Genomic DNA, 15,662 nt, shown 5'->3' with positions numbered 1-15,662 from the left:
CCGTGGCGGGTTGGCGATCAGCCGACGTCGAGGCGCATCAGGTCCTCGACCGTCTCGCGGCGAACGATCTCGCGCGCTCGGCCCTCGGCCACCGCAATCACGGGCGGTCTCGGGATCTGGTTGTAGTTGTGCGCAAGGCTGTGGCAGTACGCGCCGGTACCCGGCACCGCGAGCAGGTCGCCGGCCCGGACGTCGGACGGCAGGTGGTCCTCACGCACCACTACATCCCCGGCATCGCAGTGCTTGCCGACGACGCGGACCAGTGCGGGGGGCGCGTCCGAGGTGCGCCCTGCGAGCTGGACGGAGTACGTAGCGTCGTACAGCGCGGTGCGCACGTTGTCGCTCATGCCACCGTCGACCGCGACGAAGGTACGAATGCCCTCACGGTGCTTGACTGCGCCCACGCGGTAGAGCGTCACCCCCGCGGGGCCAGCGATGGCGCGGCCCGGCTCGATCGCCAGGCGGGGCACCGAAACCCCGAGCGCGGCGCACTCCATTTCCACGACCGTCCGCAGAATGTAGGCCATCTCCTTGGCCGGCGTGGGCGCGTCGTGCTCGGTATAGGCGATTCCGAACCCGCCACCGAGATCCAGCTCCGGCAGCTCGATGCCGTCCCGGGCGAGCTTGGCCCGCAGCTCAACGAGCCGTTTGGCAGCCGACTTGAAGCCGGCAGTGCCGAGGATCTGCGAGCCGATGTGGCTATGCAGGCCGCGCAGTTCGAGCAGCCCGCTGTCGGCCACCCGGTTCACCGCCCGTTCGGCCTCTCCGCTGACCAGTGAGAATCCGAACTTCTGGTCCTCGTGCGCGGTGGCGATGTGCGCGTGGGTGTCGGCCTGCACGCCCACCGTGACCCGCAGCAGCACGGCCGGCCTGCTGCCGGGAAAACGCGGCACCAGTGCCTCGAGCCGGTCGAGTTCCTCGGCGGAGTCGACGACGATGCGCCCGACTCCGTACGCGAGGGCCGCGGCCAGGTCCGCCTCCGACTTGTTGTTGCCGTGCAGCAAGATGCGCTCGGCCGGGAAGTCCACGGCCTTGGCGTAGGCGAGTTCGCCCTCCGTGCAGACGTCCAGGCTGAGGCCGGATTCCTCGACGATGCGCGCGCTGGTGCGGGTGAGGAAAGCCTTGCTCGCGTAGTAGACGTCGAAGTCGTGGAACGCTTCACGGAAGGTGGTGCAGCGTTCCCGGAAGTCGGCCTCGTCGAAGATGTACGAAGGTGTTCCGTACCGCTCGGCGAGTTCCGTCATCGGTACACCGCCGATGCCCAGCACCCCGTCCGGGCCCTGTTCGGCCGTCGTGGGCCAAATTCCAGGGCGCAGGGCGCGGACCTCGGGTGTCGTGGTCACGAACTCTCTCCGTCCAACTGGAGGTTGACGGCCTGGTTGAGTTCACCGGCGCTGAGCATACTGACGTGGTCTCCTGGGATCGTGGTGACGGTTACGGTGGCGCCCAATGGGCACCAGCCCTCGGGTGCCTTCTCGTGGCCCGCCGTGACGACCTCGGGCAGGCACATCGTCAGCCGCGGCACCTGCCCGGTGGGCTTCCACGCGTCCATCGCCGCGTGGAAGCTCAGCCGCATCCGCAGCTTGCCGAGCAACTGGTGGTCGGGGGCCCCCGACCCGGCCGGGCCCAGCAGATCGACGAGCGCCGCGGCACGCTCCGGGATCGGAAGCTGCCGGGTCGCGGCGAGCGCCTCGGCGATCGCGGGCTTCGTCTGGTGCGGGAGCTCGACGTGCGCGTGGTCAACCAGGGCGGCGTCCGGGTTTGCCGGCGGCTCGGCGGGCGTCGGGTCCATCACGATCAGGTCGTCGATGCGGTCGCCGTCGCCGTCCGCGTGCGCCTGGCGGGCGATCTCGTAGATTAGTGGCGCGCCCATGCACCAACCGGTCAGGGTGTACGAGCCGGAGGGCTTCGCCGCCCGGATCTGGTCCAGGTAACGGCGGGCGAGCGCGCTCATCGTCGTGCTCTCGCAGGTGTGGTCGTGCGGCAGGCCGTAGCAGTCCCAGCCGCGGCCGAGCAGATCCGCCATCGGCGCGTACCAGTCGATCCGCCCGTCGACCGGGTGGATCATGAACAGCGTGCGCGCGGGCTGGTCCACCGGCGCGGGGGTCAGCGGGACTATCCGGGCGGCGCTTTCCACCTCGGCAGCGAAGCGGTCGGCGACCTGCTCCGCCTCCTCGGCGGACAGCAGCGCCGGATCGACAGAGAGGTGGCAGACCACGGTGCCGTCCGTGGCCGGGGCAACTGTCACATCGAGCGATGTCGGCAGCACGTTGGCGGCGGAGATGGTCGCCGCCTCCGGAACCGCGACCGGCCTCAGCACATAGTCACTGGCGGCCAGTTGGTGCCCGCCGAGGTAGTTGAACGTGATCTGCGGCGAGGCGACGGAGCTCAACTGTCGGCCGAGCGGCGACTCCGGGTGCAGGTAACGCGCCTGGCCGAAGCCGGTACCGGCGTCCGGGACCGCGGCAAGCTGCCGGTCGACGGCGGCCGCGGCGTCCACGAGGCGAGCCCTCTCCGCGTTGAGGTCGGTGAGCAGCGCCGGATATAGCGAGGTCAGCCAGCCGACCACGTTCTCGAGGCGGCCGTCGTCGGCCTGGGTCCGGCCGTGCCCTTCCAGCCACACGTACAAGTCCGAACCGTCGTTGTGCGGGGACAGCGTTCGGTGCAGCGCTGCCAGCAGCAGGGCCTGGGCGCTGATGTCGTGCAGTCGGCGAGTTTCCTGACTCAGGTACGTGGCGACCCGCTGCGACATGCGGGAGCTCACTCGGATCCGGTCCCCGGCTGCGGACGTCGATGTGGCAGTTCCGGCACCGGAGAGGATCGGCTTCTGCGCCTTGGCGAGCGTCTCCCAGTGCGTGTCCGGGGCTGGTGCCTCGGTGGGCCGGTCAGGGATGCCCGGTGCCGCGCCATCGGGCAGCTCCCGGCCGTCGCGCAGGGCCCGGTGGGCCCACGCGATGTCGTCGGTGAGGATCTGCCAGGACACCACGTCGACGATCAGATGGTGCGCAATCAGGTACACCCAGGTACGGGTGCCGCCCGCGTCGCGCACGATCGCGAAGTCCGCCAACCGACCGTCGTCGATGTCGATATGCCGGTGCAGACCGCGCAGCAGGGCGTCAAGCCGCTGTTCCAGTGGCTGCTCACCGTCCGGCACCGTGTGCTCGCTCAGCAGGTCGCCGGCCGGCTGCTCCTCGAGGATGGCGGTCCAGCTGTCCCCGTCACGGGTGAACCGGGTGCGGAACGCGTCGTGCCGGCGGATCACCCAGGAGAGTGCCGCGCGCAGGGTGTCCGGGGCGCCGTCGTCGGCCAGCTCGAACAGGCGCGCCTGGTGGAAGTGGTCCGGGTTGGCGAACCGCTGGTCGAAGAACCAGCCCTGGATCGCGGTGAGCGGAAGGGTGGTTCCGCCCGGCCGGCGTTCGGTCACCGCAACGACGTCGCTGTCGGGGCGGTGTGTGATCAGATGGTCCAGGGCACGGACGGTCGTTGCGGTCAGCAAGTCCGCGACGCTGACGTCCACCCCGAGGGCACGTGTCCGGGCGGCGGCCCGGATGGCCTGCAGGGAGTCGCCGCCGCTGGCGAAGAAGTCGTCGTCGAGGCCGATGCGCGGCTGCTGGAGTGTGGCCCGCCATACCTGCAGAAGCAGCTGCTGACGGGGCGTTTCTGGCTCGGCCGCCGGAACCGTACTGGTCTGCTCCGGGGGTTCTGGCAACTGCGACGCTTGTATCTTCCCGGTGGACGTACGGGGAAGCCGGTCCATGATCACGACGCTGGTCGGGAGCATGTACGAGGGCAGGCGCTGTGCCGCCCACTCCCGCATGTGCTCCGGACGGACGGCGCCGTCGGCCGGGGCGGCGACGTACGCGGCCAGTCGCGCTGTGTCACCGGATCCCCGCAGGAGCACTACGGCGTCGGCGACGTCGGGGTGCTTCAGCAGACAGGTGGTGACCTCCCCGAGTTCCACCCGGAACCCGCGGACCTTCACCTGGTCGTCGAGACGTCCGAGAATCTCGAAGCTCCCGGCCCGGAGCCGGACCCGGTCCCCGGTCCGGTACAGGCGCTGCCCGGCGAGCGGCCCGCCCGTCGGGACCAGGAACCGCTCGGCGGTCAGCTCGGGACGACGGTGGTAGCCGAGAGCCACCCCTGGGCCGCTGATGTACAGCTCGCCGGCCGCGCCTGCGGGCAACAGGCGCCCGTCCGGGTCCAGCACCACCATGCGGTAGTTGGCCAGCGGGCCACCGACGCTCACTCGCGTCCCCGCCCCTGGGGGTGCCGGGTGCAGGCGCTGCGCGGAGCACCAGACGGTGCCCTCGGTGGGACCGTACTCGTTGTCCAGAGCCGCGCCGGGCACGCGGACGGCGTGCTCGCGGATGTCATCCGGGCTGCACGCCTCGCCACCGATGGCCACAACCCGCAGCTTTGGGGTCCAGCCGACCGGGAGCGTCCGCACCAGCTGCCGGTAGAACGACGCGGTGAAGTTGACATGCGTGACCTCGCACCGCTCGATGAGAGAACGGATGCGGTCAGGGTCGCGGGCGTCGTCGGCGATGTCCGGGACCACGATGGTGCCGCCCGACCACAGCGTCCACAGCATCATGTGCGGTGCGACGTCGAAGATCACCGGCAGTGTGACCAGTGTCTTGACCGGCATGCCGGGCTCCGTGCCCGCCGCCTCCAGGTACCTGGTGCGGGCATGCACCGCGGCGCATGCGTTGGCGTGGCTGGTCAGTACCGCCTTCGGGGTACCGGTGGAGCCCGAGGTGTAGACGAGGTACGCGCCGTCGGCAGGACCGACGTCCGCGTCGGACGGGGCGCCGGTGTCCGGTGCCGTGCCGACCGCCAGGTCGTCGGCGTACAGCACGGGCACGCCTGCGGGTGCCCCAGACGACGCCGCACCGGCCGAGGCGGCGCGGTCGGCGACGATGATGCTCGGGGCGGCGTCCTCGTACATCGCGGCGGTGCGGGCTGAAGGCTGCGCCGGGTCGATGCACACGTAGACCGCGCCGGACCGCAACACGGCCAGGATCGCCGCGACCAGTCCGATGCCGGCGGTGCAGGTGATCGCGACGACCGCGCCGGCCTGCAGACCCGCGTCGGCCAGACGCCACTGGAAATCCCGGGCGTGCAGGTCGAGTTGACCGTACGTGCACGAGGCCCCGGCGTGCTCGACCGCGACCGCGTCCGGGTGCGCGGCCACCGCGGCGGCGAAGCCGGCGTGCAGTGTGCTGTGCGGAACCTGTTCGGCCGCGCCGGTGCTCATGGCCAGGACCCGGGCCGTCTCGTCGGCACCCAGCAGTTCCAGGTCGCGGACCGACTCGTCGGCCGCGCGCGACAGCAGGCTCAGGACCGTTTCGAACCCCCCGAGTAGTTCTTCTGCGGTGTCCGCGTCGAACAGGTCGGTGTCGTACTCCCACAGGATGGTCATCCCGACCTGTCCGTTCCCGTCCGGGTGGCGGGGGTCGGGGACGCACACCACGTTGATGTCGCCCTTGGCGGACGCGTTGTGCTCGATGACGAGGCTCGCCTGCACCGCCCCCATCCGCAGATACGGCCGCGGAGTGTCGTGGAACGCGAACATGAGGTTGAACAGCGGGTTCCGGCCCGGGTCGCGCGGCAGGTCCAGGCGCGCCAGCACGTCGAGCAACGGCAGTTCCTGATGGTCCTGCGCGCCGAGCACGACGTTCATCGTCGCGCGAAGCAGCTCGCTCAGCGAGCTGGCCGGGTTGATGCGCACCCGCAGCGGAAGTGCGTTGACGAACATCCCGAGCAGCCGGTCGGTGCCGGGCTGGCGGCGGTTGACCAGCGCCGACCCGAGAACGATGTCCTCCTCGCCCGTGTGTTGCCACACCTGCAGCGCGAACGCCGACAGGAACACCGCGAAACGGCTCACCCCGTGCCGGGCGGCCAGGTCGTCGAGTCCGTGCATGACCTCGGCCGGGATGTGGGCGCTGAGCCGACCGCCGCGGTACGACCGGGCCGCCGGCCGGGGCCGGTCCGCTGCGAACGTCGCGCCATCGCGGGGGCAGCCGGACAGTTCGTCACACCAGTACGCGACCTGCCCGGCGTAGTCGCCGCTCTCCCGCCAGGCGTGCTGCCAGGCCGCGAAATCGCGGTACTGCACCGGCAGCGTCGACAGGTCCGGCTGGCGGCCAGCGGCGATCGCGTCGTACGCGTCGCGGAGTTCGGCCAGGAACAGTTGGGCGGACCAGCCGTCGTGCGCGAAGTGGTGTTCCACCTGCAGCAGCCGCCACTCCTCAGGGGCGACGCGGAACAGGTGCCAGCGGACCAGCGGCAGGGTGGCCACGTCGAAGCCGACGGCGACCTCGGCGCGTATCCGGGTCGCGAGTTCCGCGGCGCGGTCCTGTTCGGGCAGGCCAGTGAGGTCGACGACCTTGACCTTCGCCTGCCAGGGTTCGTGAACGACCTGGACCGGCCCGTTGGTGCTGTCGTGGAAGGTGGTGCGCAGGATCTCGTGCCGGGTCACGATGTGCGACAGCGCATGCTGCAGCGCGGTGATGTCCACCGGGCCATGCATCCGCAGGGAGAACTGGGTGTTGTATGCGAGCGCGTCCGCGGTCAGCTGGGTCAGGACCCAGATCTGTTCCTGCTGACCGCTGAGCGGGAAGCCGCCCGCACCGCCCGGCCCGGTCTCCGTGGGGGCCGTGCCGGGCTGGATCCGTGGACGGTCGGACGGGGCCCCGGCACGGACGAGGACGGCGATGTCCCTGATGGTTGGGGTCGCAAACAGGGCGCTGATTGGAAGGTCGACGGAGTGGTCGGCGGCGACGATGGCGGCGAGCTGGATCAGCGCCAGGGAGTTGGCACCCAGCATCAGCAGCGACCGGTCCACCGGAACGTCCCTCAGGCCGAGAATGGTGGCCGCCGCGACTGCCAGACGCTCTTCGAGGACGTCCGCGGGCGGGGCACCGGCCGAAGAGGGGTCGGGGAGCCGTGCCTCGTCGATCTTCCCGGCTGCGGTCCGGGGCAGTTCGGTGATTACGACGTACGCGGAGGGGATGAGGTACGCCGGAACCCGGGCGCGCAGATAGCGGTCGCAGTCGGCGATGAAGGACGCCTCACCCGTGTGGTCTGCGTCAGGCCCGGCAGCCGACGGCTCACGGTCCCCGTCCGGGACCGGAACCAGGTAGGCGACGAGAGAGGTCGACCCGGAGACCGAGGCGATGGCCCGTCCGGTGACGTGCGCCACGAGGATCCGGGAGTGCTCCATCAGGACGGACTCGATGTGGCCCGGTTCCACGCGATGCCCGCCGACCTGCACCTGACGGTCGGCGCGCTCCAAGAACACGAAGTCACCCGAGGGGTCCTGCTGGACTAGGTCACCGGTCCGGTACGCCCGCTCGCCGTCAACGGTCACGAACCGCTCGGCGGTCAGTTCCGGGCGGTTGAAGTAGCCGAGCGCAAGGTTAGCGCCGGTAATGACCAGTTCGCCAGCTCCGGTGGTGGGCCGGCCATCGGCGTCGAGGAGGAGGTAGCCGGTGTTGCGCACGGGCCGACCGATGGTCATCGGCATCCGCTGTCCGGTCTCGGCGTCGTAGACCCGGCTGTAGCTGGAGACGACGCATGCTTCCGTCGGACCGAACTCGTTGAACAGCGTGGTGTCCGGCAGCAGGCGGGCGTGCCGCTCGATCACGGCGGGGCTCCACCGCTCGCTGCCGATTCCGACAGCCTTGAGACTGGTGAGTGGCCTGCTCGCGGCACGGTCCAGAAAGACGCTGTACAGCGACGCCGGGTAGATCAGCTGCGTGACGCTATGCTCGCGCACCAGGTCAACAGTGCGGGCAACGTCGGTGAGCCCGGCCGGGTCGATGATCAGGGTGCCGCCAGTGAGCAACGTCCAGAACAGGACACCGGTAGTGAGGTCGAACGCCGGCGAGTGCAGCAACAGCACCCGGCCGGCCTCGCCGAACCGATCGGCGCGCGCTGCCGTGGAATTCAGCAGCGCAGAGTGGGGGACCAGCACGCCCTTCGGCGCGCCGGTCGACCCCGAGGTATAGATGACGTACGCCGGCTGAGAGGGGTCCACCGCCCCGTCCGCGACCGGAGTCGTCGGCTCGTGCGCGGCCAGCTCCTGGTACGACCGCACCGGTGCGGTTGTATGTTCCCGCAGCCGGGCGGCCCGGTTGGCGGTGGTGATAACCAGCGCCGGCCGGGCCTCGGTGAATACGTCGCGCAGGAAGGCGTCCGGCGCGTCCGGGTCAAGCGGCAGGTACACGGCCCCAGCGGCGAGCACGCCTAGCACGGTGGCGACAAACTCGGGAGAACGCTCGATGACCACGGCCACGACGCGGGCACGGTCCGATGAGGGAGAACCCGGCGGGGCAGGACAGGCGGCACGCACGCCGTCGGCGATGGTGTGTGCCTTCTCAGCCAGGTCCTGGTAGGTCAGCGACCCGGACCCGGTGACGACCGCGTCCAAGGTCCGGTGTTCCTGGTAGGCAGTCTCCAGCGCCGCGGCAAGGGTCAGCTCAGCGAGAGCGGCCGGGGGATGCAGGGTCACGATGACTCTCCCGATGAAAGAGCTTGACGGGCGGCACTCACCTTGGCCTCGAGGCCTTCCCGCGCCGCCGGGCTGAGCCGGGGGCCAATGTGCCGCTGGTACGCCAGGAGGTAGCTGAGCCGGTCGGCTGACGGGGTGGCGGGCTGGTCGGCGAACAGCAGGTCGTGGGGGGTCATGGCGCGGATGGCGAACATCGGCTCCGGGCACTGCATCACCGGGAACGCCCGGTTGTGCACACCGCCGACGGTGCTGTCCGCGTGGAACTCCCCCAACATGAGGCCGCGTTCGACGGCCTCGGGCCGCAGGAGGCCGTGGCCGCCGTCGATGAAGACGGCCGCCTGCGCGCTCGGCAGGCCGGGAAAGAACCCGAGTAGCGCGGCAACCGACCGGTGCGGCCCGGCGGCAACCTCCTCGAACAGGTCGAGCAGCAACCGCCCCGCATCAGCGGCATCAGCGGGGGTCGTCCCGTGCACCGTCAGCGCGACCAGCCACACCGTGTTGGCGCGGATGGCGGGCTCGAGCCGCGGACAGACCGCCCCGGACCGGCCCAGGTCGGGGTGCGGCTGAGTGACGAACTCTGCCACCCAGCGCATTCCGGCCTGGTACTGCGGGTACCGGTCGAAGGCTGCGGCGGCGTCGGCCGCCCGGGTCAGCGACCCAGGCACGACCGATGGAGCCGCGGTCGTGACCATGGGCTGGGTCGCGTTCACCGCGCTTTGTACGAGGGCGCGTCGTTGTCCACCTTCGGCTCGACCAGCGGCACGCCCGCCAGTGCGTATGAGGTGAAGCCGTCCGGGCCGACAGGGATGTCACCGACGGTTGACGTCCGGTGCATGATGCGGACGTGGCCCTCCTCGGTGAGGTGGTCGATGTCGGCGGCAGCCAGGTGCGCAGTGGTCCGGTTGTCCCACACCGCGACCGAACCTGGCTCCCAGGCGAACCGGCAGGTGTATTGCGGCCGGGTCAGCTCCTCAAACAGCAGCTCCAGGAGCTTGCGGCTCTCAACCGGGTTCATCCCCAAGATGCGAGCGGTACGCGACGGGTTGACAAACAGAGCCTTCTCGCCGGTCTCGGGGTGCACGCGTACCACCGGGTGTACTGCTTCCCGCTCGTTCCCGATCATGTCGAGGGCCTTCTTCTCGACCGGGTTCCGGGGGTCCAGCTGCTGGGCGGGCCAGAAGGTGTGCAGTGCCTGGAGCCCGTCGATCATCTTCCTGATCGGCTCCGACAGCCCCTCGTAGGCGGCCACCAGGTTCGTCCAGTGTGTGTCTCCGCCGAACGGTGGGACCTCGTCGGCGCGCAGGAACGCGATCGCCGGCGGGTTCACCACCTGCGACGCGTCGACGTGCCAGCCGCTGATGCTGGTCACCCACTTGCTGCGGAACACCGCCTCGTAGTCGGCGCCCACCAGCTTCTTGTCGAGCTGCGGAGAGATCGTCAGGATCTGCGGGTACGGGTTAAGTTCCTCGGTGTCCTGTGCCCGGGCGCGTACGGCGAGCGGGCCGAACCGCCCCGCGAACGCGACGTGCGAGGCATGGTCCAGGTGCTGGTCCCGGAAGAACAGCGCCTTATGCTTGTAGAGGGCTTGGCGCAGCTCCTCGACGGTGGTCTCGTGGAGGTCGGCCTTCAGATCGATGCCGTCGACGTACGCGCCGACGTAGCCCGCGGCCGGGCGCACGTTCAGCTTGGTAGCGGTTGGCGTTTGCGACATGGTTCACCCTTGTCGTTCGTGTCGCGCCCGCGGGTGCGACGATCTCAATGCTTGGTGTTCAGGCGTAGTTGAACGGCTGGCGGTCAGTATGGGTGGGCTCGCGGCTCCGGACATGACGAGGACCGCGTGCTCGACGGTCAGAAATGGACTGCACACAGTCAGCCCGGTCCCGGCCGGGCTTTCGCATTCCGGCCTCGGATCCCGGGGCGGTCGTCACGCTCGGTGGCAGGGCCCCGCCTCACGATGCGCCGTACGAGCCGGTCGGCGCTCTCCGTCCGTACCGGTGCGCCCAGCTGTCCGGCTTCTGCGCAGCGGCCGGAGATCTCCTGGGACAGTCAGCCGGTTCTTCGGGGGGCTGGACGGCACACCATCTGCTGCGTCATCACTCCACCTTCGCCCAGACGTCCCGGGCGGCTGCCACAGCTGCGTTGTAGGACAGGTTCACCGAGTCGGCGACTGTCCGGATCTGGCACAGCGCGCCCCGGTAGTCCACCGGCGGGAACACCTCTTCACCGATCTGCGCGCCGGGCAGGACCTGTGCGACGAACGGCGCCCGGACGGCCTCCTCGACGCCGTGCAGGGCGCTGAGCTTGCCGCGCAGCGTCGGGTAGACCGTCATGGTGGTGGACGCCCGGCCGTTTTGGTTCAGCGACGGCAGCTCGGTGCCGAGTGCCGAAGCAGCGAGGATCTTGGGGAGCGGGCTGTCCAGGCAGTCGTTCATCATCAGCGGGATGGCGGCGCCGGGAGGCCGGATGTTGATCTCGATGATCACGACGTCGTCGTCGCCCATCACGGCGAACTCGGTGTGGAGCATCCCCTGGCGGATGTCCAAGGCTGCCACGCACGTCTCGACGGTTTGCCGCATGCGGGCCTCAACTGACTCCGGCACCTGCACGGGGAAGCTGTAGGAAATCTCGCAGAAGGCCGGGTTGGGGCCGATCTGGCGGTCCGTGACCCCCAGATGGTGGCAGCGGCCGTCTGTGATCAGGGTCTCCAGGCTGTAGAGGGGGCCGCGGACGTACTCCTCGGCCAGCAGCCCGCCGCCGAAGAACGGGACGTCTTCGCTCAGCTCGGCGAACGCGGTGACAGCCTCTTCCGCGTTGCGGACCAGTGTGACGTTGAAGCTGCCGGCACCGCGACTGTTTTTGAGCACCACCGGGACGTCCAGCTGCTCGACGAAGTCGACCAGTTCCTCCGGGCTCTCGGGGGCGCACCAGCGCAGGTTCGGGACACCGGCCTCGCTGTAAAACCGGCGCGCCGAGCGCTTGTCGCGGATGGTGCGGACCGCGTCGGGGCTGGGGTATTGGACCCCCAGCTGCTCGGCCAGGACCGCAGCGAACTCTACGCTCCGGTCCAGCAGGCAGACGACGCCGGTCGGACCGCCCGCCTTGCGGATCCGGTCGACGAGGTCGGAGGGAACGTCAGCAGTCATGGTGGAGGGGACACGGAAGACCCGTCCACGGCGCTCGAGCTCCTCGACGACCTCGCCGCAGAATCGTGCCTTCGCGGCCTCGAGAGGCTGGTCGGTGATGTAGGCGGTGTCTATGCCATTGTCGACCGCCCACTTCACATGGGACATTCCAGTGCCAGTCCGTATGGACTCGATGAAAAGAAGCATGGAGCATCCCCCGATGCGGTTGAACAGGATCGATTCTGCCTGTCGAGTGGTCGCTTCTTACAGTGGCGCGGTAACGCCTCAGCCGTCGATGCTGGCGACGCACTGCCGTGATTCGGTGCTCGTCTGATGGGGCTAGGTAATCGACGCCCGTCCCGGACGAACGCCATTGCACGGACGCCCTGTTGGGCGAACACACGGGAGACGATACGACAGTTTGTAGGATCATGAAAGATCTTGACGTTGGCCTGGTCGACGACGTAGGGAAGAAGTGGGGGTGGAGCTTCCGCCCTCTCGCGCAGCCCCAACGCCTGTCGGACCAGGCAGTTTTGACGGAGCGGAGCCTTGTCGGGCGGGTCCAGCACCACTGACGGTGCTGTCAGTGGCGGCCCTCACGGTCGTGGCGTCCTTTCCGCAGCCCCTCCGGGGACCGCGCCGGCCGGTCGGAAAACGAGCGGACGTGCATTCCGCAGCCGTGTGTACAGTTACCCTGCCTCAGCCCGGAGTCGGGCGCTACGTACCCCACTTCCCGGCGCGTGAAGTTACGGCGGCAAAGCGGTCACTCTTCATCATGATGGCGATCGGAGGCGTAACCGCCGCCTTTATACGCAAAGTTGACGAGACGTCTGAATCGGTGGTGCCCGATGCGAGTTCCTGCTCACGCCTCACCCACGTTCCGGTGCGCGATATGAGGTTCGGCGACAAATTCGGCGTCCTCGCCGAGCGCAGCTTCCGCCTGTTGTGGATCGGCCGTACGACGTCAGCACTGGGCGACGCGCTGATGCCGGTGACGCTGGCGTTCGCGGTTCTGTCGGCCGGCGGCAGCGCGGCCGACATCGGGCTCGTCATCGCCGCCACCATGGTCGCCCGCACCCTGCTGCTGCTGATCGGCGGCGCACTGGCCGACCGGCTGCCGAGGCGTTTGCTGCTCGGCGGCAGTGACCTCTTCCTGTGCGCGGTTCAGGTAACCGCCGGCGTCCTGCTGTTGACCGGCCACAGCAGCGTGACGCTGTTGCTGAGCACGGCGATCTGCTACGGCGCCGCCTCGGCCGTCACTCAACCGACCCTCGTCGGCCTGGTGCCGCAGACCATCAGCAAGGAGAAACTACAGCAGGCCAACGGTCTGATGGAGCTGTCACGCGGCGCGGCACAGGTGATGGGACCGGGCCTGGCGGGCGCGGCGGTGGTGATCGCATCGCCCGGCTGGGTGTACCTGCTCGACGCGGTGACCTTCCTGGTCAGCGCCTGCACCCTGGTGCTCCTCCCGCTCGCGCCGCCAGCGCGGCGCGGCGACCGCACCCACATCTTCGCGGAGATCGCTGCCGGGTGGAGTGAGGTCGTTCGTCGGCCCTGGTACTGGGTGACCTTGTGCGGCCACGCCATCTGGAACGTCGGCTCCAGTGCGTTCGTCGTCCTGGGGCCGGTCATCGTCGCCCGTCAGGCGGGCGGTGCCGCCAACTGGGGCCTGGTGAGCGCGAGTATGGCCATCGGTGCCCTCATCGGTGCCGCCGTCAGCATGCGGTACCGCCCGCGCAGGCCCCTCATCGCCGCGCACCTCGCGCTGCTGTTGACCGTGCTGCAGCTCGCCGCGCTGACCGGGCCGTCTCCCACGGTCGTGATCACGATGGCGGCCCTGATCAGCGCGGCAGGGGTGGCGCTCCTGAACAGCCTGTGGTCGACGGCGGTCCAGAAGCTGATTCCTGAGGAGGTGCTGTCCCGTGTGTCATCGTACGACTGGCTCATCTCATTCACGGTGGCGCCGCTCGGATACGCGGCAGCAGGCCCGCTCGCCGAGGCGATCGGAGTGACCAGGACGCTGGAGCTTGCACTCGCGTTCGTCGTGGCTGGTGTGGTGATCGTGCTGCTGGTACCGCGCGTCCGTCAGCTCAAGCAGACCGGCGAGGGCGAACTGTACGGTTGGCCGGATCTGGACGACCGCGAACCCGACCGGTCGTCAACTCTGGCGGCCGCTGGAGAACCGCGGTGACTGGCCGGGAAGCACGGCACCGCCTGCGGCACCCGGCTCCCGGCCCTTCCTGACGCATGGTCATCGACCATTCCACTCGGTGTTGAGGAGAAAGCTGTGCCGTTGTCGCTGAGCGGTACCAAGATGGCCGGACTCTCCGGCCTGCGAAGCATCATGGAAGACGTCGCCGCAAGCACAGCCGGGGCTTCGGCCGACGAATGGCTCAACCTGAGCGTAGGCAACCCTGCCCCTATCCCGGCGGCGCGTGACATGTGGCGGGCCGCCCTGACGGAATCGACCGCCGAGGACTTTGACGAGGCCGGCTGCCGCTATGGCCCCTCCCGTGGCAGCCGCGCGCTTGTCGAGGCTGTCGCCGACTACTTCCACCAGACGTACGGTTGGCAGCTCGGCCCCGAGAACATCGTCGTCGGCCCTGGCAGCCAGATGGTCTGCTTCGCTGCGGCCGCCCTCTTCACCGGCCCGGGCATGCGCGACGACCGACGGATCGTGCTCCCCATGGTGCCCGACTACACCGGCTACCAGGGGCTGTGCATGCACGACGACGGCATCGCCGGCGTCACCCCGCTGGTCCACCGTGAGGAAGGCCACAGCTTCCGCTACGCCCTCGACATCGAAGCACTGCGGCGTCGCACGGACATCGGCATGATGCTGGTCTCCAGTCCAGGCAATCCCACCGGGCGCGCTCTGACCCTCACCGACCTGCAAGCGCTGACGGCGCTCGCGGCCGAGCGTGAGGCGCCCCTCTTCGTCGACAACGCCTACGGCGCACCTTTTCCCCAGATCGCGGAGGCACACACCGAACCGGTGCTGAACGACAACGTCGTCAACTGCTTCTCCGCGTCGAAGGCCGGACTGCCCGGCGAACGGATCGGTTTCGCGATCGGCCACCCGAAGTACATCGAGCCGCTCGCCTCGTTCATGTCCAACTCCGTCCTGCACGCGCCCCAGCTCGCCCAGCACGCACTTGCCCGGGTGATGGCCGACGGGCGTCTGGACGCGACCACCAGCACCGCGATCACGCCGTACTACCGCGAGAAGAAGCGCTTTGCCGAGGCACTGCTGGGCAAACTGCTGCCGGCGGACGTCGACTGGCGCATGCATTCTGGGGACGGCGGCATGTTCTGCTGGCTGTGGGTGGACCACCCGTGGTTCGACGACACCACGCTGTACCGCCGGCTCAAGGAGCGGAAGGTCTTCGTCGTACCGGGGCGGCACTTCTTCGTGGACCCGCTGCGCACCCCCAGCCTCGCCGAGCACGCGACCCGGTGCTTCCGCCTGAGCCTGAGCGCCGACGAGAAAGTGATCACCGAGGGCGTCCACCGGCTCGCCGACGTGCTGCGTGAGATGCGGGACGGCGTGGCCTGATCGGGCGTCCGTGCCGTCACGCCAGATAACTTCCCACGGCCTCGCGCAACCCCTCGAAAGTCGCCATATCTGAAGTCGCGTCACGTCTCTTCACATCACGTCACCTCGCTTCGGCGAGGCCGTCGGGGCCGGTCGTCCATGTGCCGATGCGCCCCGACAAGTCCCCGAACGTGCCGCGTGCGCCGAACTGGAGAATGAAGAGCACCCCATGACCATGTCCGCCGGGACGGCGCGAGCCTCCGTGGGACCGGCGGAAATCCGGGACGCCATGGCGCACCCGGCTGCCCCGGTCACCGTGGCACGACGCTCGACGCGGCCACGCGCAGCTGGTGCTTCACCGCGAGCGCCGTGGCCTCCGTCTCCATAGTGCGTCGCGCCCCGCCTGTCGGGAAAGAATCTCTTAGCTTGACTCTGTCGGGGATCTTGGAGTTTCCCAGTGCGCCAGCATGATCAGCGGGCATGCTCAGGG

7 protein-coding genes are annotated in these 15,662 nt (G+C 69.3%); 2 read left to right on the top strand and 5 right to left on the bottom strand.

Annotation, left to right across the window (positions count from 1 at the left end):
* Positions 1 to 17: 17 nt before the first annotated feature.
* The 5 genes from lysA to QQS16_RS05160 all read right to left on the bottom strand — a co-directional run bounded on the left by lysA (position 18) and on the right by QQS16_RS05160 (position 11,805).
* On the bottom strand, positions 18 to 1,343 hold the full coding sequence (gene lysA / locus QQS16_RS05180; protein WP_286060425.1) for a diaminopimelate decarboxylase: 1,326 nt from the start codon (positions 1,341 to 1,343) through the stop codon (positions 18 to 20).
* Positions 1,340 to 8,515 (bottom strand): non-ribosomal peptide synthetase, encoded by a 7,176-nt coding sequence (locus tag QQS16_RS05175; protein ID WP_286060424.1) that lies wholly within the window; start codon positions 8,513 to 8,515, stop codon positions 1,340 to 1,342. The genes lysA and QQS16_RS05175 overlap by 4 nt, the downstream gene beginning before the upstream one ends.
* The gene (locus tag QQS16_RS05170; protein WP_286060423.1) at positions 8,512 to 9,225 is read right to left on the bottom strand and encodes a DUF6875 domain-containing protein; all 714 of its coding nucleotides are present in this window, start codon (positions 9,223 to 9,225) and stop codon (positions 8,512 to 8,514) included. Before QQS16_RS05170 ends, QQS16_RS05175 begins: the two co-directional genes overlap by 4 nt.
* Complete coding sequence (locus QQS16_RS05165) at positions 9,222 to 10,226, bottom strand: TauD/TfdA dioxygenase family protein (RefSeq protein ID WP_286060422.1); 1,005 nt, start codon at positions 10,224 to 10,226, stop codon at positions 9,222 to 9,224. Before QQS16_RS05165 ends, QQS16_RS05170 begins: the two co-directional genes overlap by 4 nt.
* A 382-nt stretch (positions 10,227 to 10,608) precedes the next feature.
* Positions 10,609 to 11,805, bottom strand: coding sequence for an ATP-grasp domain-containing protein (locus QQS16_RS05160; protein WP_286060421.1), 1,197 nt, complete (start codon positions 11,803 to 11,805; stop codon positions 10,609 to 10,611).
* 607 nt (positions 11,806 to 12,412) lie between these two features.
* Here QQS16_RS05160 and QQS16_RS05155 point away from each other — a divergent pair.
* Both QQS16_RS05155 and QQS16_RS05150 read left to right on the top strand, forming a co-directional pair.
* Positions 12,413 to 13,828, top strand: coding sequence for an MFS transporter (locus QQS16_RS05155; protein WP_286060420.1), 1,416 nt, complete (start codon positions 12,413 to 12,415; stop codon positions 13,826 to 13,828).
* 96 nt (positions 13,829 to 13,924) lie between these two features.
* A complete protein-coding gene (locus tag QQS16_RS05150; protein ID WP_286060419.1) occupies positions 13,925 to 15,193 on the top strand; it encodes a valine--pyruvate transaminase in 1,269 nt (422 codons plus the stop codon).
* The last annotated feature ends 469 nt before the right edge of the window (positions 15,194 to 15,662 follow it).

Source organism: Streptomyces sp. ALI-76-A (assembly GCF_030287445.1).
Lineage (GTDB): Bacteria > Actinomycetota > Actinomycetes > Streptomycetales > Streptomycetaceae > Streptomyces.
Note: the sequence above shows the minus strand (reverse complement) of the source record. Positions and strands in the feature narration are given on the sequence as shown.